At 60.5% G+C, this 21,436-nt stretch carries 9 protein-coding genes; 6 read left to right on the forward strand and 3 right to left on the reverse strand.

Annotated features, from left to right (window positions below):
• Positions 1-291: 291 nt before the first annotated feature.
• A complete protein-coding gene (locus MOV75_RS06330) occupies positions 292-1,701 on the reverse strand; it encodes a TAXI family TRAP transporter solute-binding subunit (protein WP_247005233.1) in 1,410 nt (469 codons plus the stop codon).
• Between the two features lie 415 nt (positions 1,702-2,116).
• Between MOV75_RS06330 and MOV75_RS06335 the strand changes: the two genes are divergently transcribed.
• The 3 genes from MOV75_RS06335 to MOV75_RS06345 all read left to right on the forward strand — a co-directional run bounded on the left by MOV75_RS06335 (position 2,117) and on the right by MOV75_RS06345 (position 8,822).
• Complete coding sequence (locus MOV75_RS06335; protein ID WP_246917330.1) at positions 2,117-2,254, forward strand: DUF1236 domain-containing protein; 138 nt, start codon at positions 2,117-2,119, stop codon at positions 2,252-2,254.
• Between the two features lie 1,727 nt (positions 2,255-3,981).
• Complete coding sequence (locus MOV75_RS06340; protein ID WP_247005234.1) at positions 3,982-5,517, forward strand: PAS domain-containing sensor histidine kinase; 1,536 nt, start codon at positions 3,982-3,984, stop codon at positions 5,515-5,517.
• Positions 5,518-6,701: 1,184 nt separating this feature from the next.
• On the forward strand, positions 6,702-8,822 hold the full coding sequence (locus MOV75_RS06345) for an MASE1 domain-containing protein (protein ID WP_247005235.1): 2,121 nt from the start codon (positions 6,702-6,704) through the stop codon (positions 8,820-8,822).
• On the opposite strand, the gene MOV75_RS06350 is transcribed toward MOV75_RS06345, so the two are convergent.
• Positions 8,817-9,479 carry a response regulator transcription factor gene (locus tag MOV75_RS06350; protein WP_246917322.1) on the reverse strand — a complete coding sequence of 221 codons (663 nt, stop codon included), beginning with the start codon at positions 9,477-9,479 and terminating at the stop codon, positions 8,817-8,819. The two genes, MOV75_RS06345 and MOV75_RS06350, sit on opposite strands and share 6 nt — an antisense overlap.
• Before the next feature lie 498 nt (positions 9,480-9,977).
• Between MOV75_RS06350 and opgC the strand changes: the two genes are divergently transcribed.
• Both opgC and MOV75_RS06360 read left to right on the forward strand, forming a co-directional pair.
• On the forward strand, positions 9,978-11,414 hold the full coding sequence (opgC, locus tag MOV75_RS06355; RefSeq protein WP_247005236.1) for an OpgC domain-containing protein: 1,437 nt from the start codon (positions 9,978-9,980) through the stop codon (positions 11,412-11,414).
• A 937-nt stretch (positions 11,415-12,351) separates the two neighbouring features.
• On the forward strand, positions 12,352-12,543 hold the full coding sequence (locus tag MOV75_RS06360) for a hypothetical protein (RefSeq protein ID WP_246917315.1): 192 nt from the start codon (positions 12,352-12,354) through the stop codon (positions 12,541-12,543).
• A gap of 1,284 nt (positions 12,544-13,827) precedes the next feature.
• Here MOV75_RS06360 and MOV75_RS06365 read toward each other — a convergent pair.
• Complete coding sequence (locus tag MOV75_RS06365) at positions 13,828-14,928, reverse strand: helix-turn-helix transcriptional regulator (RefSeq protein ID WP_246917312.1); 1,101 nt, start codon at positions 14,926-14,928, stop codon at positions 13,828-13,830.
• Positions 14,929-15,951: 1,023 nt separating this feature from the next.
• Here MOV75_RS06365 and MOV75_RS42620 point away from each other — a divergent pair.
• A partial coding sequence (locus tag MOV75_RS42620) for a VCBS domain-containing protein (RefSeq protein WP_309486928.1) occupies positions 15,952-21,436 on the forward strand: 5,485 nt, incomplete at its 3' end.

Consider the following 21,436-nt stretch of genomic DNA (forward strand, 5'->3'; position numbering starts at 1 on the left):
CCGCCTGCTCGCGCTGCGCGGCCCGACGGGATCGATGCGAGCCTGGCCGTCGGACGCGCCAAGGTCGACGCGAGCGATACTTTCGAGGAGGCCGCCGCGCTCTGTCCCCTCGGGAGGTCTTTTTCGATATTGAACGACAGTTCGACATTGTCGGCGGTATTGCGGAAGCCATGAACACGATCGACGGAGACCCGGCCTGGGCTCGAACCAGGATAGAAAGTTGTCCCCTACTTCTGCGTGGAATTCCGCTTCCGCCACCGGGTCGATCGCTCGGCGGTCGGCCCGGGAACATCAAAATTCCCTTCGCGGTACCACCTGCGAGAGTGGCCTGACAACCTGATCTGCGAGCCCGCTCTGCAGCGTCGCTCGCCTTTCGGCGACGGCATGATCGAACAGTTCAAGGACGAGGCCAAATGCAGCCAAGTCCTCTTGTTCGATCGTCCCATCATCGTAGCACCTGAGGGTTTCACCGATAATTGCATCGACCTCGCGCTGCGATGTCAGCAGGTCCTGTTCGGACCCGGCATCTCGAACCTCCGTGACCAGGGCGAAAATGCGGGTGCGGTGGCTGGTGTTATCATCCCGTTCGTCCCGGTTCAGATAGCGACGCAGCCAGGCGGCGGCCGAACCAATACCGGAAAGAAGAAGCAAGGCGAACCAGAAGTAGTCGCTGTACTTGTCCAGAAAGGTCCGCTCGGTCCCGTTGATGACCGCTGCGGCGCCTCGGTGCACTGAGGGCTCCGCTTCCTTCTCCGTCTCGGGCTTGGTGATGTGCGCAGCGCCGGCGACACGTTGCGTGATCGTATCTCGGACGGCGAAGAGCTGTCGGTAGAAGGCCGCTGCCTTGGCTTCGGAGAGTTCTTTTCTGGCCAGGATGAGATGGTTGACGCTGATGGTGTCGACCTTGTCCTCCGGCCAGGCCGGTTTCGCGTTGAACACGCCGCCAGGAATCTCCTCCGCTTCGTAGCGGGCGTGCTTTAGGGCGATGGCCTCGGAAGTTTCGACCGGAAGAAACTTCGGAGCTCCACGCGCTCGCGAAGTCGCGGCGATCGCGTCGGCCGTGATCTTGCTGTCCAGCGGACCGACGGCGAGATACGCATCGAGAGTGGCGTCTTGCGCGAGCTTTTCGATCTCTTCGGTGCCGAATTGGTCCGTCGCTACCTTGTCCGGATCGAGGCCGGAGCCGGCGAGAATGGTCCGCAGCAGCGCGAGGTTGGCCCCGGTCCTTCCGATGATGCCGACCTTGCGACCCGCCAGATCGGCGATCTCTCCGATTTTCCCGGTGGACTTTTTCTTGGAGTCCTTGCCCGCTCGCCCGGAGGTCGACCACAGCACGACGTAGTTCTTCCGAAGGACTGCCAGTGTCTGCGCGTCGACCGGCATCGCGAGGTCGCCGCGACCGACTGCCAGGTCGCTTTTGCCGGCGCCCAGGAGGCCCAGGGATTCGGCCGCCCCTGCGGTCGTAATCGGGGAGAGCCTGACCGTCCTACTTTCCTCCTGGAAGGCTTCGGCTATCGCTTGGACCACTTGATGGTCGTCGCTGCCGGAGGGACCGACGGCGATCCGGAGGGCCTCGGGCTGCAGCACGTAGAAGAGGGCGGCCGCAGCGGCGCCAAAGACGGCACACCCCAACGCGAGCAGGACCAACAGTCTTCGTTGGCGTCGATCGGGAGCACTCCTAACTGGACCGGTCCGTGGCATCAGCTGACCCCGCTAAACAAACAAACGACTGCTTGGACTGCAAGTGCGCGCCGCCACCGGGCGAACCGGTTGCCTAACGGGAATGTTCCCTCGCGCGCGATGCGGGTTGAAAGAGCGGCTGCATGCCCGGGGGAAAAACAGGCAACCGCAAGGCCTTTGTTCCGGAACCTTGCCACCATTCGCGGCTTCTCGCATGCCGCATATGGCGGCGAGGAGATCAACATGAACAAGCTTCTACTGACGACGGCGATGGTGGCGATGATCTCGACGGGCGCAATGGCGCAGTCGACGGTCGTCACGACCACCGGTACGGGTCATGCCGCCGCCGTGCAGATCGAACCGGAATACCGCACGAAGATCCGCACCTACGTCACCGAGCACAAGGTGCGCCCCGTGCAGGCCCGCGAGAAGATCGTTGCCGCGCGAGGTCGAACTCGAGGCAGTGCCCGCCGACTGGGGGCCTGCGCTCACCAAGTACCGCTACGTCTACTCGGGCGAACGCGTGATGCTGGTCGATCCGTCGACGCGCACGGTCGTCCAGGAGATCGACTAAACCCTTGGAAGTGCGGGTCGCCGAGCAAGCGGCCCGCCTCAGTCCGGCCCGCCAATAATTCATTACTTCCCTTGCGAGCGGCCGTCCATGCCGATCTTCCGATATTTTGTATTCGTCGGCGCGCTGCTGCTGGCGTTGCTCTTTGCGGCCGATCGGTACTGCCAGCTCCCGTCGAGCAGGTGGCTTGAGTCTTGCCTGTTCGCATTTCGCTGCGTCCGGCCATGAATCTTTCAATAATTAAATAAATTAAATGTAGAAAACTAATTAAATGCGCGTTATAATAGGCCAATTGTGCCGGACGGACGCACAAGGATCCCGAATGAGGCGGCTCCGGCATCTCCTGCCCGCCCCCATGCAGGAGCCGTTTCTTCGAGTGCTAAGGTGAGGATATTGGAGGTGAGCGTGCCCTCTGCTCGCTGGACAAGACGCGAGGACGAGATTTTTCGAAAGCTGGTGAATTCGCGAGCATCACCGAGCTCTATCGCCCAGATTTTGAACAGAACCGAAGATGAGTTGAAAAAGCGAGGCTACCTCCTCGGATTGCCGTTGAAGTGGTTCAAAACAAGTTGTGGCTATTAGCTCACTGATCTTTTGATCTGGATGAGCGTAAGCGCCCAAGCTCAGACTATTGAATGGCCATGCAGAAGCAGGTCGCAATTGCGCTTTGGTCCTTGGCCGCTTCATGCGTGCTGGCGTTTATATTGGCGGCAATCGTCTCAGGCCGCGATTTTCGTAGCTTCCACAAGGGTGCGACTACGGGAACAACCCAAGTTTCACGAAGCTAGGTAGGGGACCGGTATCCGATAGGGACGCATGCAGCAAAACGGAGATCATGGTTGGCAGGTTGCTGCTCATAGGTGGGCGATCGCCTGGCCAACCGATCCGAGGTTTCTACATGGCTTTGCTGCGCACCATTTTGGACCATCGAAAAGGCCGGTGTTGAGCACGTGCCGAGTTTTCGACCTACGTTTCGAAGTGCTTCTTCGCATGCCTGCGAACGATAATGATGATCACGAGCCGTTAGAACCCTTCCCGGACGGCTGGTGGGCTTCGTCGTGAGATCTCCCCGAAGGATGGGTGAGGCCGGTTCTGCCAGCCAGTTGCCGATGTCTCAGATAGCTCGAAGGCTGCCCCCGGCAGCTCGAATTGCGCTGTTCGGTTCGACTCCCGAAAGCTGACATCGCAGTCCTCAAAGCGAAGGGCAGCACGGGCCACGTCCAAACGCTCTAGGGAATCCATTTCTCCTTCTCCTCAGGCCGTGACAGTGCAGCTGTCGTTTCAATGCTGACAAGTAAAAAGGCCATCTCTTGGCGACTGCCCGTTGGTATCATCCTTATCCGGCATAGAAGTGTGCCAAGGAGGATCTGTCGACCAAGGTGCGGATCGGAATCGGGCGCAGGTTAACGGCGATATTGGCGGCCGACGTGTCCCGTTATTCTCGTCTTATGCACGGGGACGAAGCGGCTACGCACGGCAAGCTTATGACGCTGCTCGCGTTTATTCGGATCGGGGTCCTCGCAGCAACATGGCTATAGAGACGGCTTGTATACGCGAGTATAGTCGTCATGAGGCAAATTAATCGATTATTGGCCGTGGCGAGGCCAGGTTCGCCCCTTCGCGCATCGTTGGTGATCGCGGGCGCTATTTGCCACACCGGGCGAGAGACAGGCCGCAACCTGGCAGAAGAACGCCTCGATTGATCCATCGCGCGAGAGCAAGAGGTGATAATGCAACATCCGATTCAAGCGGCGTCGGTCGCGCTCGATTCGAATGAGCGCAAGCGTCCCGAGGAGGCACTGCGCGAGAGCGAGGAGCGCTTTCGCACGCTGGTACAATTCTCCTTTGATGTGTACTGGGAAACGGACGCGCAGCATCGCTTCATCCGCCAGGAGTTCGCTGAGACACTTCCCGAACCGCCGGTCTCCGAGATCGGCAGGACACGATGGGAGGTCCCGTATCTGGAGCCTGATGCAGAGGGCTGGCGCAAGCACCGGGAGACACTCGATTCTCACCTCCCGTTTCGCGATTTTGAGCTCGCTCGGCCGACCCCCGACGGCGGCAAGCGCTATATTTCCGTCTCTGGGATGCCCATCTTTGACCAGACGGGGCGCTTCATGGGCTACCGCGGTGTGGGGCGCCACATCACGGAGCGCAAGCGAGCCGAACAGGCGCTGATCGAGAGCGAGGCCCGTTTCCGTACCTTCGTGGATCACGCAACCGATATGTTCATGCTCCACAGTGAAGACGGTCGCGTTCGCGATGTGAACCGGAATGCCTGCGAAAGTCTCGGCTACAGCCGGGCCGAACTGGTGGGAGCAGCTGCGGTCTTGTTCGATCTGGAATTGGATGAAGCCACTTGGCGTAGCAACCGCGAGCGCCTCAAGGCTGGCGAAATCGCTACGCTCGAGAGGCGCTATTGCCGAAAGGACGGCACTGTGTTTCCCGTCGAAGTCCGTATGCGGGAATTCTGCGAGGGTGGCCGGTCACGGATCATTTGTCTGAGCCGCGACATCACCGAACGCAAGCGAACTGCCGAGACGCTCCGCGAGATGCAGGCTGAACTTACACACGCCAATCGCGCGGCGGCGCTCGGCCAGGTCACCGCTTCGGTAACACACGAATTAAGCCAACCAATCACCGCGATGCTCTGCAACGCGGAGGCCGCACTGAACTGGCTAGGAACGCAGACTCCGAATTTCGAAAAGGCACGGCAGGCGCTCGCATCCATTGTCGCAGAAGCCGAGCGAGGTGGCGAGATCATCGGTTGGATCCGTTCCTTGATCAAGAAAGCTCCGGCGCCGAAGGAGAGCATCGACGTTAATGGTGCAATCCTGGACGTGATCACTATAGCCCGGAGCGAGTTGCTCAAACATGATGTCTTGATCCAGACCGACCTCGCCCCGGACTTGCCGCTCGTGAAGGGCTATCGCGTCCAGCTGCAACAGGTTGTTCTCAATTTGATCCTCAACGCGATTGAGGCAATGAACTGCCTCGACGTTGGGCCACGGGAGCTGCGGATCACCACGGCTGCAGATGCCTCAAGTCTCGTTGTTGTCGCCGTGCGGGATAGCGGTCCCGGACTTGACCTGGCAATGGTTGACCGCCTGTTCGAACCTTTCTACACCACTAAGCCGGACGGGACCGGCATGGGCTTGTCGATCTGCCAATCGATCATCGAGGCGCACGGAGGACGACTTTGGACCCGTGCGAATGAACCACGGGGGGCCGTGTTTCAGTTTAGTCTGCCTTCGGAACAGGGGTGATCCACGTCGCTTTTCGGAACCTCGCGGCCAAAAGAATGTTCAAGCCAATCGTCAAAAGTGAGGGTTTGAAGGCGCATCGCAGCAGCCGCGGCTCATCGAACCTCATCGATCTGCCAAACCGCTGCGGTTTGGCGTCGCGCTCGCCAATGCTGGGCCGGGTACGGGATGGAGCCAAGTCGTGAAATTCTCAGGCAAGTGCTCGGGCCGCTCGAACCGCGAAAGGCTTCATTAGCCTTCATGTGGCTAGCTGGGTGCGCGCCGATTACCGCCGATTGCGGCACATTGGAATGGGAATGCCGGCCCCGGCTGTTGACCCCATCCTGCGGCTGGGGCCGTTTTGAACTTTCGCAGCATCGTTCAAAGTCGGTTCACAACCATGCTTAGAGGCATTGCCATCGCGCTATTTGGAACGGGCATCTTTTCGCAGCTTGATCGCGCGCTGTTCTATGGCCGCCATACTGACGCCGCGCTCAGGCTGATGCGGGATATTGGCCGCGGCTTTGGACTGTAGGCCGGCCCGCGCCTAAATCGACGAAATCTCTGCGAGACTTCATTTTCTCAGGAGTAATCCGATTTCTCACGCCATCCGCTTGACCGAGACATGATGACCCCCGTGCAAGTCGTCGAACGATGTCACTCGATCACAGGCTTCTTTACGGTTGTTCGATCAAGGGAGAATTGCACCGCCCATCGCAAACGCCGCGGCCGACGCAACGGACTCGTCGCCTCATCGGGCATGGAGACGCTTCTATTTTCTGAGCGAAGCTTCCGCTTCCTCGGCACGCCGCAGCAATCTATCGTGCAAGTGGTTCACTCCCGAGACTCCAACGAGAGATAGGCCTTTGTCGCACACAACGACCTAGTCCAGGTTCAAATCCGGCCTTTCAGAGCGACTATCTTCGTCGTACGATGCGTCCCCCCAAGCTCGGGGTGAAGACGAGACGGCGCGAATTCCTCGGGGTGCAACGGTGCCCTGGTCGTCCCATTGGTTCTGACGCAATCCGCGGGGATTGAACAGCACCTCGGCCAGCTCGATCGCACGTGCCGTCTCTTAGTCCGCCAGCAGACTGCTCTGATCAGTTCGACCTGAGTGCATCTGCCCGGATCCATCTAGCGATCTTAGATCCAGGGATCAAAAGTCAGTTTCGGTAGACGAACCAGTTGCCTAGTTCAGGACGTCGATGATGTCCAATCCTCGACCATTTGCTCCCGAGACAAATTCCAGCCGAGGCTTAAGCTACGTCGGTAGTCTGGTCGCAATCGGCGCCATCTATCTCGTCTTGGCCAAAGGTGGGCTTGCTCTCGCGTCCATTCATCCCAGTTCAACGCCAATTTGGCCACCGACAGGTGTCGCGCTGGCGGCGGTGCTGTTGGGGGGATATCGGACCTGGCCAGCAATTTTTGCGGCAGCGTTGATCGCAAATGCGACGACGGCGGGCTCGGTTGCTACCGCAATCGCGATTGCGGCCGGTAACGCTCTTGAAGCGGTTGTAGGCGCTTATCTCATTAATCGGTGGTCGGGCGGATGTAACACGTTTTCAACCCCCGATTCTGTCGCAAAGTTTGCAGTGATCTGCGTCGTCATCGCGACGCCGATCAGCGCCAGCATTGGACTGACCAGTCTGACAATCTTCGGGTACATCGAACAGAAGAGTTTCGCGGACGCGTGGATCACCTGGTGGCTGGGAGATGTGACAGGCGCACTGGTCATTGCTCCCGTTATCGTGCTTTGGGCATCAAGCCGCTATCAGGACTTCGAACGCCATGGGCTTCTGGAGACGGTCGGCGTCCTCACGACAGCGGCGGTTGTTGGACTCATTGCTTTCAGCCCTTTGATCGAGCAAACGCCCCGCCGAGATCCACTGGGTTTTCTGGCGATCTTGCCAATGTTGTGGGCGGCGCTGCGCCGCGGGCCACGCGATACCGCGACGGTCGCCCTGGTGCTCGCGGGCGTCACGATTTGGGGCACGCTCACGGGCGGCGGCCCGTTCACAACTACGGACCTTAACGCATCGTTCCTGCTGGTGTTGATGTTCTTGATCAGCATTACCGTTCCAAGCTTGTTGCTGAGCGCCGATGTCGAGGTGCGCAAGAAAGCGGAGGAGCGTCTGCGCCGCGCGCGGGTCGAACTCGAGCGGAAGGTCGCAGAGCGGACGCAAGAACTGGAGCTCGCGAGTGCCGCAAAATCACGCTTTTTTGCCATGGCAAGCCATGATTTGCGACAACCGTTACATGCATTAGGGCTGTTTGTTGCCCAGCTGCGCACGCCGCTCGAACCGGGGGAGAGGGCAAGGACGATCGAGAGGGTCGACGCAACGCGCAAGGAAATGGATGAAATGTTCAATTCGCTGTTGGACATTTCGAGAATCGATGCCGGGATGCTTAACCCCAACATTAGCGAATTCCCGATCGGGCGCCTGTTGCAAAAAGGCGAGACGGCGTTTGATCAGGCGACGCGTGAAAAAGGCCTGCGCTTACGCGTCAGGCCAAGTGACGCCTGGGTCCGAAGCGACGCCATGCTGCTCGAACGCATACTCCGGAATCTGGTATCCAATGCTGTACGCTATACATTGCGGGGCGGGATCCTGGTCGGATGCCGTCGGCGCGGTGAAATGCTGCGCATCGAAGTATACGATACCGGTCCCGGCATTCCCGAGGATCAAAGGCAGAATATCTTTGGCGAGTTTTTTCAAGTTCCTGCTCCGGAGCAGAACCGGTCCGGCGGCCTGGGGCTTGGCCTTGCCATTGTCGACAGGCTTGGCTTGCTTCTCAACCATCCAATCGAGCTGGCTTCGACTGTGGGTCGCGGTTCGCGATTCACGATCCTGGTTCCGAAGGTCGACGAATGCGTCAGAGCCGCAGCGCCCGCCGACTTACCATACCCCGGTGCTTTTGCAGTCGACGGCAAGGCAATTCTTGTTATTGCCGATACTCCAATCGTGCAGGAGGGAACGGGCGGATTGCTCAGCAAATGGGGATGTTCGGTTCTTGCCGCCGGATCCGACGAAGCCGGACTGATCCGACTTGCTGAGCGCGAACAACGCCCCGACCTCATAATCTCGGACTATCATCTCGCACGCGGGAAGACCGGAATCAGGGCAATTGAACAAATCAACGCGGCGTTTGGCTCGTCAATTCCTGCCATTCTCATCAGCGGCGATACAGCAGCTGAACCACTGCGGGACGCCAAGGATAGAGGATACGTTTTGCTGCATAAGCCGGTCGACCCAATGCAGCTCCGTGCTGTCATGCACAAGCTGTTTAGGGATCACGATGGTGGGAGAGACGCTGGGGCCGTTTCATGATCCAGATTTCGGCGGCCACTCCCAGCCCATTTTTCCGACCTTTATGACGGCCTCGGTGCGCGTCGCTACGCCGAGCGCCTTGAGAACGACCGTGATGTGGTTTTTCACTGTAGGCACTGCCATATTGAGCATCCCGGCAATGACCTTGTTGCTCTTTCCCTTCATCAGGAGCGCAAGTACTTCAATCTGCCGATCGGTCAACCCGAGCCCCTTGAGCGAGTCGGGCGCCACTGGCTCGTTTGCACGCCGTGGGCCCGCTGTCTTCTCCAGTATCTCCATCGGGATGTAAACTCCGCCGGAGAACACCAACTCAATGGCGTTGAGCATCACCTCGCGTTCCGTGGTTTTCGGAATGAAACCAAGCGCGCCGAGTTTGAAAGCGCGCCTGACCGTGTCTTGATCATCGGAGGACGAGAGAATGACGACAGCAGTCCTCGCATAGCGATCGCGCAGTTCGCAAAGGACAGAGAAGCCGTCGCGATCAGGCAAATTGATATCAAGCAAAATGAGGCTGATGTCGGGATGCTCCTCGACGATGTGCATGGCCTCTCGGCCGCTCGAAGCTTCGAATATGACGGCTTCTCGCTTCAGTTGCTTCAGGACAGCGTGCAGAGCGGCCCGAATCAATGTGTGATCGTCAACAACAAGCACCTTCATAAAAAAGCTCTCCGTCTTCTGGCCGTCCGGAGATCAATAGAGAATCATACACCCACCTTCGAAATCGTCCATCTTCCATCTCGGGTCCGGCCAGCGGTGCCCCGTCAGGTAAGAAGGGAGCGGACTACGTGAAGCGCGGAGCTCGCTGGCCCCTTGGTCCATGCGAGCGATGAATTGCTCATCATGTACCTGACCGAGGCCAAATGCACGGCAGGACGGTACCTTGGTCATAGGACCTAGGCACCTCTCTGTACCGACCTCCGGCCGATTTACAGGCTGCGGCGCTTGCACGATGATGGCGACAGTCAGCCTCTCCACCAGAGGGTTGTGCGCAGCGCGGCCATACCATCATTGGCGCAATCGCTGTCGTGGCCGGGGCGGTGTGAAGCAATTCTGGACTGCGGCGCTGTCAGAATCTCGCAGCGTGCTTTTTGTGACATTCGGTTCCTCTCGATCGTTCCTCTCGAAGCCTGCGCGTACCCTGGACGAGGCAAGCCAATGCAGGATCGGACCGCATCCCCGAAGCAATTTGCGGGCGCTCTGCCGGAGCTCAACATCAACAGCCGCGACCTTCGCATTGATGCCTGCCGCGGCATCGCGCTCTGGTGCATCTTTCTTGATCATGTCCCCAATAACATTGGAAGCTGGCTGACGCCACGGAACTACGGCTTCAGCGATGCCGCGGAAGTGTTCATGTTCGTCTCGGGAGTTACCTGCGCGCTGGCCTACGGCAAAGTACGGAGTTGCGAGGGGTGGACCAGCGTGATCCGCCGGACCCTGCGGCGAAGTTGGGACATCTATGTCGCATTTCTGCTGCTGACGCTCGCCTGCGCCATCTTGGTTCACCTCGCAGGCGGGGACCGTCTTGCTGATGAGAGCAATACGCGCATTCTGTTGGACCAGCCGGGCTCGGCGCTCGCCCACGCAGCGATCCTGCAATACCGTCCGGTCAATACCGACGTATTGCCGATCTTCGTGCTTCTCCACCTCTTTTTCGCGCCGTTGCTGTGGTTGCTGCTCCGAATGCCGAACGTGACGCTTGGCGCCTCGCTGGCGCTTTATGCGCTGGTGCAAATGTTCGGCTGGTCCATGCCGGCGTGGCCGAGCGGCCATTGGGCTTTCAATCCACTGGCCTGGCAGCTATTGGCGGTTCTTGGTGCGTGGATGATGATCGAGGGCGAAAGAGTGCGCCCCTGGCTCACGTCTCGCACGGTGCTCGTGCCTGCCGCGCTCTATCTGATCTTCAGCCTCGTCATCGCATTGAGCTGGAGAATCAAGCCGTTGGAAGCGTTCATCCCGCAGGGGCTGAGCAAATTGGCTTACCCGCCAGACAAATCCAATCTCGATCCGTTGCGTCTATTGCATTTCTTGGCTCTAGCGGTTGTGGCGGTATGGTTCGTGCCGTCCAATCGGCAAGCATTGACGACAGCGGTGATGCGCGGCGCCATCCTCTGTGGCAGGCACTCGTTGCCAATCTTCTGTCTCGGCGTCCTGCTGACGCTCGCTAGCCTCCTGGCGCTGCTCGACATATCGGAAGGGCTTGCGATGCAGATCACGCTCAGCGTTGGCGGGATCCTCATGATGATCGTGGCAGCGACGCTGCTGAACTTGGTCAAGATCACGCCCAGGCTGCAGCCGACTGTTGCTCCGGCTGCGGGCGTGGGCGTCCAGCCGGACGCCTGGGGCACCGTTGGCTGGCGCCCCTTGGAGGCGTTTCGCCGAGGACTGCGCGAGCTCGGATGGGCCGGCGGCCGGAATCCCGTCATCAATTGCGGGTTCGCGGATAGGCAATCCCACCCGGTGTACCAGGTGTTCGGCCTCGCAGACGGATTGGTACGGCCGAAGGCGGATGTCATCGCGGCGTCGCCGAAGCCTGCAGCAATGGCGGCCAGGAATGCAACCGCGACCATTCCAGCCGCGGAATATGGCTATTGACACATCGGCACGGAAAAGTTCCGGCAGACCTCGAGCCGCTCTGAGAGAGAGCAAGAAGTCCGCTTTTGTTATAGGCATGTCCAAGTCCGGGAGGTGAAGGATCGCGTTTCTTCGCAGCGTGAGGCGGAATGTCTCAGCAACGGAAATCGTACGGTTCAGTCGCCATTCAGGCTGGAACGGCTATTCAGCCTCTCTTTCAGAGGTTTCGGGAGAAGTCCGCCGGAGAGATCGATCTTGGTGATCTCGGCGCGGACGTCTTCGCCGTAAAGTATCGATTCCGATCGGTGCATGCCGTTGCCGCATTCGACCTAAACGAGCCTGATTAGAGTGCTGAGCTGCCGATGAACCAAAGCAAGTTGCCATACCTTGTGATCTCCGCCGCGATTATCGTCGTGCTTGTGGGCTGGTATGGTTGGCTTCTGGCGTTGCAAGCAAGCCAGCGCCAAATGTGGGTCTTTTGAGCGTCAATCGGCCAGCGTCGAGATCGACGTCGGTGCATGCCAACTTCTGCTTCGCCGACCTGATCGGATGTCGGTGCCACACGTTCCCGCCTCGCAGGAGCCGAAGGAAAAATATCTTCGGCCCGTGGGAATGAGGTGCGAGCGATGCCTGGTAGCGGCGGCGGGCAGCGCCACACAGGCCTGAGCGGTCTCATGAGGTAAAGCAGCCTACAAGGCAAGCCGGCCCACGCCATCCTTGATCAGCCGCGGTGCCCCCGTCATCTTGCGCCATCGCGTGCATTCCGATGTTTATTCGTCGGCGCTTGTGGGGCAGCCGTGATGCTGCTGTTCGCATTCGCGGAGGCCAGCCCGTCCGCGCGTGCGCTCAACGCTCCCAGCTGATCGGACAGAAGCTTGTGCTCACCTCCTTCTGACGCCAGCTTTCGGCGAAGGCCGTCTACTTGCTCGCTAATCTTCCGCTGATCGGACTGCACCTCTTGAACGGTCTGCTGAAGTGTGGTGAGCGCCTGCTTAACCTCTTGGGCATCGAAGTCCTGGTGCGCGGCAGCCATCGTCTGGAGTGCTTCGACCTTTCGCTGCGTCCAAAAGAACCCACCAATAGCAAGGACGGCGACCAGCGCCAGTACGATCCAAGGGAGCGCCTGTCGGCTAGCAACGACAGAGTCTGACGTCGGAGGCATGACAATTCCTTGAGACCGGCGGTTCAAGCCAACGCCACCAACCTGACTTAGTTTCAGCGGGCGTGATCGCTCAAAACGTTCGCACCGGATTTGCTTGAGGCTTCGCGAGATCAGGATGAACCTCTCGATGAGTGGACGCCTGTAGTAGGCTCAGAGAGCCCGGAAGCGTCGAATGCAAAGACGTCAACCTGATTCACGGACGACTATAAGCGCTCCCAGGTTGGACAGGCGCTATCGCGCGGTCGATCGATCGGACCGCAAGGACGGGTCTGGCGACTCGGTGCTAAGACGCTGGGTCTCTCGACGGGAGATGGCGGCGTGGCGCCCACGCAGGCGACGTCGATGCGGCGGACCAGCAGTCTCTGAGCGCTCCTGGCCCAGACGAGCGTTCGCGAACCGTGTCCCATCTTAAAATTGTAACCGGAGAGTAAGACTACATTTCGTTTTACGAGACTGCAGGAGACGTGGGCGAGAAAATTGGGTGCTATGTTGCCTGCTTGGCGCGAACACATTCCCTGATCATCAACGGAATTTCCCTGTTCCGAATCTAATGCATCGCGCTGCAAAACACACGATTCCAGCGCTCATTTCGCCATTTCATGCCCGGTCGCGTCCCTGCGGCAGATACTTTTCCCTGCAGAATTCCCTGTAACCAGGGAATTGAAGTTAACGGCCCGTCCGCAAGGTCAGGGTCGGTGGCATGGGAGGAGGCAGCGCCTGTGACCTCCTCGGCTGGCCGAGGCTCGGCGTCATTGACACCCTTGGTTAACCCCAGAGCCGACCCCTGCCACTGTTTTTTCCCGGCCTAGCCCATTTGGGGGAGGCGCACCCGAAGGGGGATGGCATATCGCTTTCCGCGACCATCCATTGCACGGCGGCGTTCTTGCGCCCGTGTCGGACAAGGTGCCGGCAGGTCGTTAAGCACCGAAATGGCGTCAAACTCGTTGGGAGACAATGTCGTGGGCTTGGACGACTTCTCGTTCTTCGAGCTCGAGATTCGCAAACGTTCGCGGAGCTGGGAGTGGACCATAGGCTCCCGCGACCGGAAAGCCATCATGCGAGGAAGAGCGAGGAAACGCGTGGTGGCGAGGTATGAGGCGACCAGCGCGTTGTTTATCTTGCTGATGAACGTGTCCGTGGCGGCTCGGAGCCGAAAATGAAAGTGGAGCGCGAACCACTAAGGCCGCACCCTTCAGCTGAAGGGCCGAAAACGTCGAGGTTCTTTCGCGCTCAGGCGAAATTTGGGACCGCCGGCGCGCACAAACCAAATGCTCACCCCAACTGCGAAACCAGCGTGACCAGCTCCGACTGGCGGTGCGCTCCTGTCTTCGAGAAGATCGACTTGAGATGGTTGCGGGCGGTTTCGCGGGAGATGCGCAGGTGTTCGGCGGCGCTGGCGAGCGATGCGCCGGTTGCCAGCAGCGCGGTCAGTCGGGATTCCGCCGGGGTGAGATCGAAGGCCTGGCCAATCAGTACTGGATCCGGCGCCACGCGCGGGACGAGGTTGGACAGGATCAGCATGGCGCGCGCGCCGAGGAAGACCGAGCGCGCCGCGCCGTCCACCGGCAATGTGCGCAAGACCACCGGTGGCTTTGTCGTCCGGCGGATAAGGATTGGAGAGGCGGGGATGGCGGCGGCGTCGGGGGTCGATCGGATCATGCTGATCAGCTGATCGAGTTTCGTCATCGCCTGCTTGTCGCGGAGAACGAGACGCCGGTCCCTGATGCGAATCTCATCGTCGAATCCACGGTCTGCGACCGCGTTCGTGCGCAGGACCATTCCGTCCCGATTGAGGACCAATGCCGGTTGTCGAACCCGGTCGAGGACGTCGGTCATCGAGGTCAGCGCGGCCCGTCCAATCGCTGTCGCGAGCGTGGCGGTCTCGGTCAGGCGGGGCGCCAATTGGGCAAGCAGTTGCTTGTCGCGCGCCTCGAATGCGCCTTCGCGGCCGGTGCGTTGGATCGTCAATGCCCACGCTGCGCTGTCAGCCCAGAAGCCGATGCCGGCAAACCACCGGTATCCGAATGGAAACAGCACCTCGTTGTACATGGGATCGGCGCGGATCTGCTCCGGGGTCATCACATCGAGGTCGGTCACGACTTCACCAGCCATCATGCGCGGAAAGCCCTTGGCGCGCGGGTCCCTCAATTGCCAGTTGTTCCTGAAGTAAAAGTCGGTCGCTTCGGCGATCGATTCCGTGCGTGGAACGTCCGGGGTCCTGATATCGCTCTGAAGGAGCAGGGCTGCTGACGCTCCGACCGCCTTGCAGATGTCATCCATGACGGCGCGCCATGCTTCCGGATTCACGGCGGCCTCGCCAAGTCGATTGAGGACCTTCGACAGTTCCTCGCCGTCGATTTGATTGGCCTTCACGAGCGGTCCCCCTCCGCTGAGCTGGTCATCGCTGCAAGCCAACGCGCTTTGCGCTGATTGCCATGTAGACACCCCCTGACATTAGGGGCTTTCCGACGCGTTTCCCTGACCGTGATGCTTCGCGAGCAGGCGGCGCGACGCAAGCCCCCCCCTTGCCTATTTTTCCTGAAAAATGGCGCTCGACCAAAGTCTAGCGGCATGGTCCCGGCGGAGGGAGGGGGGCTAGCTGGGCCCGGATGACCCATTCGGGTCATGCGTCAAAACGTGCCGGCGCTATTCCATGGACGAGGAATAGTCTTCCTTCCGGGAATCGAGATGACGTTGCTCTGCACGAGCCAGATGAGTTTCGGTGTTGGCTTTCTCCTCCCGAGGTCGATCCGCGGGGAGATCTGGGTGCGTCAAAGTGTCGCACGTAATCCAGCGCGACGAATCTCAAATCCTGAACTGCTGCTATCAGCGGTGGTAGCTCATCTGCTCGGCAGCCTGGGCGATCTCGTCGGGTCGAGCCTCATGGCAAGGGCGATCGCTTCGTTCCAGCTCTTGTTGTGCTGCAGTCCGGCAGAGCACCGCCCCTCCGGCTTGCTGAAATCGCGCCCGATCGCAGATCGGGGACATGCGCTTTCGCAGCTGCACCGTTTAGTTCACACCCGGCTTAAGGTTAGCAGCTGTGCTGTCTTGACGCAGTCGCGCAACAATGGAAACAATTTGCAATTCTCAGAAAAGTTTTTTCGACGGTCGGAAATTTCGACTTCGAGAATTCAGGCGACGCTAGCAACGGCGCAAGGCGTCGCACAATAACAAGACCACGTCATTTCAAACTCGCGCCGTTGGGCTGACGGCGAACCTGAAAAATCGGGAAGGTTACGGGAGGGGGCTCACCATGAGCGACCGCACGACGTCACGCGTCGCGTCGATATCGCGTTCCGCTTTCGACGATTGAAGATTTCTCCATCCGCACAACGCAAGCCGCTTTCGCGCGCTCGCGAGCAATGACTGTTGCCATATCGAGAAAGATGAATTTCCATGATCATTAACGGCACCAATGCAAACGATCAAATCACCGGCACCGGCTCGGCTGACATCATCAATGCAAGGAATGGCAACGATACCGTCGGCGCCGGGGGAGGCAATGACCTCATTCAGGGCGGCAATGGCAACGACAGCGTAAATGCCGGTGCGGGCAACGACATCATCCTCGGCGGCAACGGCAACGATACGCTGCTCGGTGGGGCGGGCAACGATCTGATCGCCGGCGAAAACGGCGACGATATCATCGATGGCGGCGCCGGCACCGATATCGTCAGCGGCGGCAATGGCAACGACATCCTGATCTATCGCGTTTCGGAGAACGTGGATTCTGTCGATATCTACGACGGCGGCAAGGGCCAGGACTCGCTCCGCCTGGTCGTCACGCAAGAGTTCGCGAACTCGGCTTCGTTCAGGTCCGATCTTGCGGCAATCCAGGCACTTATCGCTCGATATGGCAGCGCAAACTACGCGTTCAGCAGCTTCGATCTGGCCGTCGTCTCGATCGAAAAGGTCGAGGTCGTCATCGAGGGCCCGACCAATCACGCGCCGGTTGCAGTCGCGGATATCGCCTCCCTCAAGGAGGACGTGACGGCCGTTGCCAGCGGCAGTCTGCTCGCAAACGACACGGACGCCGATGCCGGCGACACCCACACCGTGTCGGCCGTGGCGGGAGGCACGGACAACGGCACCACGATCACCGTGGTCGGCACCTATGGAACGCTGGCGGTCACCAAGGCGACCGGCGCCTACACCTACACGCTCAACAATTCCAGCGCGTCCGTGCAAGCGCTCGCCGCAGGCCAGCAGGTGACGGAGCAGTTCACCTACACGAATGCCGACAACCACGGAGGAACGGGCTCGTCGACGCTCACCGTGGCCATCACCGGGAGCAACGACTCGGCCACGATTACGGTGTCCGGGAGCCAGGATATCTCGGTGACCGAGGCCGGGACCGTGGCCGGCGATCCCAGCGCGTCGGGCCAGCTTGCGGTGCACGATGTCGACAATGGCCAAAACCATTTCGCAGCTCCGGCCTCGCTGGCCGGCACCTATGGCAATTTCACATTCAATCCGGCGACCGGCGCCTGGACCTATACGCTAGATCCCGTGAAATCGAATCCGCTCGCCGCAGGACAGCAGGTCACCGACACCCTGACGGTTGCCTCGGCCGACGGTACCGCTACCCGCGATATCGTGGTGAACATCACGGGTACCAACGACGCAGCCGTGATCGGTAATCCCGCCCAGCACGACGTCACCGAGGACGGCGTCCTGACGGCGTCGAGCACGCTGTCAATCAACGATGTCGACCAGAATCAGAATTCATTCCAAACCGCCGTCACCCCCGCGGCCGGCAATCTCGGGGCGCTGACGATCGGCACCAATGGCGCCTACAGCTATTCGGTCGCCAACAATCTCGTGCAATATCTCGGCCAGGGCGAGACCCGCGATGAGGTCTTCACCGTCAGGGCTCTGGACGGCACCACCAAGGACGTGGCGTTCACGATTCACGGCGTCAACGATGCCGCCGATATCGGCGGTCTCACCCAGCACGATGTCACGGAAGATGGTCAGCTCACCGCATCTGGCCAGCTCGCGATCAGCGATGCCGACCAGAATCAGGCGGTGTTTCAGGCGGGCCAGATCACGGCACCCGGGAACCTCGGCACGGTGACGCTGCTGGCCGATGGCCATTACAGCTATTCGGTCGACAACACCGCAATTCAGTATCTCGGCGCCAACGAGGTCAAGACGGAGACCTTCACGGTCAAGGCCGTCGATGGCACGACCAAGAACATCAGCTTTGACATCCATGGCGCGCAGGACGCGCCTCATCTGAGCGTTCAGGACTCATCGGGCGCCGCCGATCAAAACATCACCCTCCATATCGCGGCGAGTAAGATCGACCAAAGCAGCGCCTTGTCGGTGAAGATCGAGGGGGTGCCGTCGAGCTTTACGGTCCAGAATGGCGCGGCGATCGGAGAGGGCACCTGGCTGGTGACGGGCGACTCAATTCAGAACGTCGTCCTGGTTCCGAACCATGCCGTCGGCAGCCCCGATCCGATCACACTGAAAATCACCGCGATTTCCGACGACGGCGTTCATCAGGCGGTGAGCTCGGCCGAGCTCTCGCTGGCCGTGACGCCCGGTGCCAACGAGATCAACGCGCTTGATATCGACGGCTATATCGGCGGCGCAACCGTTTTTGCCGACGCCAACAACAACGGAATACTCGACGCAGGCGAGGCGTTCACGACGACGCGAGCTGACGGCAGTTTTACGTTGGCGGGCGGGTCCGGTCCGCTCGTGAGTATCGGCGGTGTCGACATCTCGACGGGATTGCAGGTCGCCGGCGTGCTCAGGGCGCCGGAGGGATCGACCGTCATCACGCCGCTGACGACGTTGATCGTCGCGCTGGTCGACAGCACGGCAAACGGTGCGACCCCCCTCACCGTGGACCAGGCCATCAGCGCCATTGCGGCCGCTTTTAACGTCGATCTCGCCGCTGATCCCCAAAACCCCATTGACCTGCTGTCGTACGATCCGGTGCCCGCTGCCGTGACCGGCAATGCGACAGCGACGGCAGTGCTTGCCGCGGCCATCCAGGTCCAAAGCACGGTCGCGCAGGTGTCAGCGGTCGGCGTGGAGCCGGACGCGGTCATTACAGCCATTGCAGGCGCGATTACCGCGTCTCAGACCGTTCCCAACGCGCCGACCTTCAATCTGGCGTCTTCCGATACCGTTCTAAGCGTTGTCACGCTCTCCGGCGTCAGCACTGCAGCTGCCGCGACGGTTATCGAGGTCGTTGCTGCCGCGAACGACAGCATTCAATCGGCCACGAACGTCACTGAACTGGCGCAGGCCGGTCAGGTCGCCCAGGGCGAGGCCGCCGACCAATTGGCCGCGACGGACTTCTCCGATCCGGATTCGGTGACTGAGCTCACGACGCTCTACGTCGACAACCTCGACCAGCAGGTCCAGGATGCCGTGCTGACCCCGGTCGGTAACGCCTTGTTCGGCTCGCTTGGCGATGACGTGCTTTCGGGCGGAAGCGGCAACGATCTGATCGATGGCCAGGACGGCAACGATCGTCTCAGCGGCGGTGACGGAAACGACATCCTGTTTGGCGGAGCCGGCAAGGACTATCTCACCGGCGGTTCCGGTGACGATATCCTCGACGGCGGCCCGGGCTTCGACCGCGCCGTCTATACCGACGCAACCGGCGGCGTCACGATCAACCTCGCAATGGGGACGGCGTCCGGCGCAGGCGTAGGGACGGACACGCTCGTCAACATCGAAGCGGCCATCGGCAGCGACTTTGCCGATACGTTCAACGGAGCCGGCTTCACCGGCGATGCCCATGTTCCGGGGAGCCCCGTCGGCTACAACGAGTTCGAAGGCAAAGGCGGCGACGACACCATCATCAGCAACACCAACAGCCAGGGGGCGGAGCTGACGCGCGTCTCCTATGTCAGCGCCACTGGGGCGGTGACGGTGGATCTCGCAGCCGGTTATGCGCAGGGTGATGCATCGGTGGGCCACGACACCCTCGTCGGGTCCGGCTTCAACGGCGTGTGGGGCTCCGCCTACAACGATACGATTCTGGGTAGCAACAATCCGATGTTCACCGCGGAGGTGTATGCGGGTCTTGCGGGCAACGACTATATCGACGGTCGCGGCGGCTTCGACCGGGTGGACTACAACATCGATCCCAACACCACGACGGGCATTACCGTCAATCTCGCCGCCGGATCTGTGACCGGCGATTCGACCGTCGGGACGGACACGCTGCGCGGGATCGAGGCGATCCGCGGCACCAACTTCGCCGATACCTACAATGCCGCAGGTTTCGGCTCGGGCAGCGTCAACGCCGGCTCGAACGGGACTTTCAATGAGTTCACCGGCAATGGCGGCGACGACACCATTACCGGCAACGGCTTTACCCGGCTCGGTTTCAACAACGCGACGGCCGGAGTCCAGGTCGACCTCGTCACCGGCATTGCCGCCGGCGATTCATCCGTCGGCACCGATCACTTCACCGGCGTCAACGCCGTCCAGGCGTCGATGTTCGACGACACCCTGCTCGGCGGCGCGACCAACGACACCTTCACCGGCCTTGCCGGCAACGATGATATCGACGGCCGCGGCGGCTTCGACGTGTCATCCTACAACAACATCTTCTTCACCACGGGAAGCATCACCGTCAATATGGCGGCCGGTATCGTCACCGGAGATGCGTCGAACGGCACGGATACACTTCGTTCGATCGAGGGCATTCAGGGCACCAACTTTGCTGACACCTACGACGCCACCGGTTACGGCGTGACCGGGGCCAATGTCGGCAACAACGGCACGTTCAACCAGTTCGAAGGCCTCGGCGGTGACGATGCCATCACCGGCAACGGCAATACGCGCCTCATCTTCGCCAACGCGACCAGCGGGGTGACCATCAACCTCGCGGGCGGCACTGCCACCGGCAACGGCTCGACCGGTCACGATACCTTCACGGGTGTCAACAGCGCGATGGGCGGCAATTTCAACGATGTCTATGACGCAACGGGCTTCACCGGCCCCAACGCGAACTTCAACTCATTCCAGGGGCAGGGTGGCGATGACGTCATCAGCGGCAACGGAAACACGCAGATCCAGTTTGGCAACTCGACTGGCGGTGTGAATGTCAATCTCACTACAGGCACGGCCGACGGCGACAGCTCGGTTGGCCACGACTCCATCACCGGTGCCGTGTTCAACGTTCTGGGGTCGAATTTCAACGACACCATCATCGGCAGCGCCAGCAACGACAGCCTCTCCGGCAGCGTCGGTAACGACACTCTGGATGGTCGCGCCGGCAACGACTTCCTCAGCGGCGGCGCCGGCACGGACACTTTCGTCTACGCGACCGGTGGCGGATTCGACTTCATCCAGGACTTCGTCCATGGCCAGGACAAGATCGATCTGACCGGTGTGTACGGCATCTTCAGCCTTGCCGATCTGCAATCGCATGCGGCGCAGATCGGCCCCAATACCGTCGTCACGTTCAATTCGGGCGAGGGCCTCACGCTTCAGAACGTCAATCTGAGCAGTCTGACGGCGAGCGATTTCCTGTTCGGCACGCCGGCGGCGCCGATCGTCGGCGACGACAACCCGAACGATCTCGTCGGAACCGCGAATGCCGAATCCATCAGCGGCCTCGGCGGCAACGACCGTCTCCAGGGCCTCGGCGGCAGCGATTTCCTGGATGGCGGTCTGGGCTTCGACCGCGCCATCTACACGGATGCGACGGGCGGCATCGCCGTCAACCTCGCGGCCGGCACCGCCTCGGGACCCGGCGTCGGGACGGACACGCTCGTCAACATCGAGGGGGTGATCGGCAGCAACTATGCCGACACGTTCAATGCGGCCGGGTTTACCGGCTCGACCGGTCTACCTGGCGTCGCCGCCGGTCAGAGCGAGTTCGAGGGGCGCGGCGGCGACGACA

The sequence above is a fragment of the Bradyrhizobium sp. PRIMUS42 genome (genome assembly GCF_023006515.1).
Taxonomy (GTDB): Bacteria; Pseudomonadota; Alphaproteobacteria; order Rhizobiales; family Xanthobacteraceae; genus Bradyrhizobium.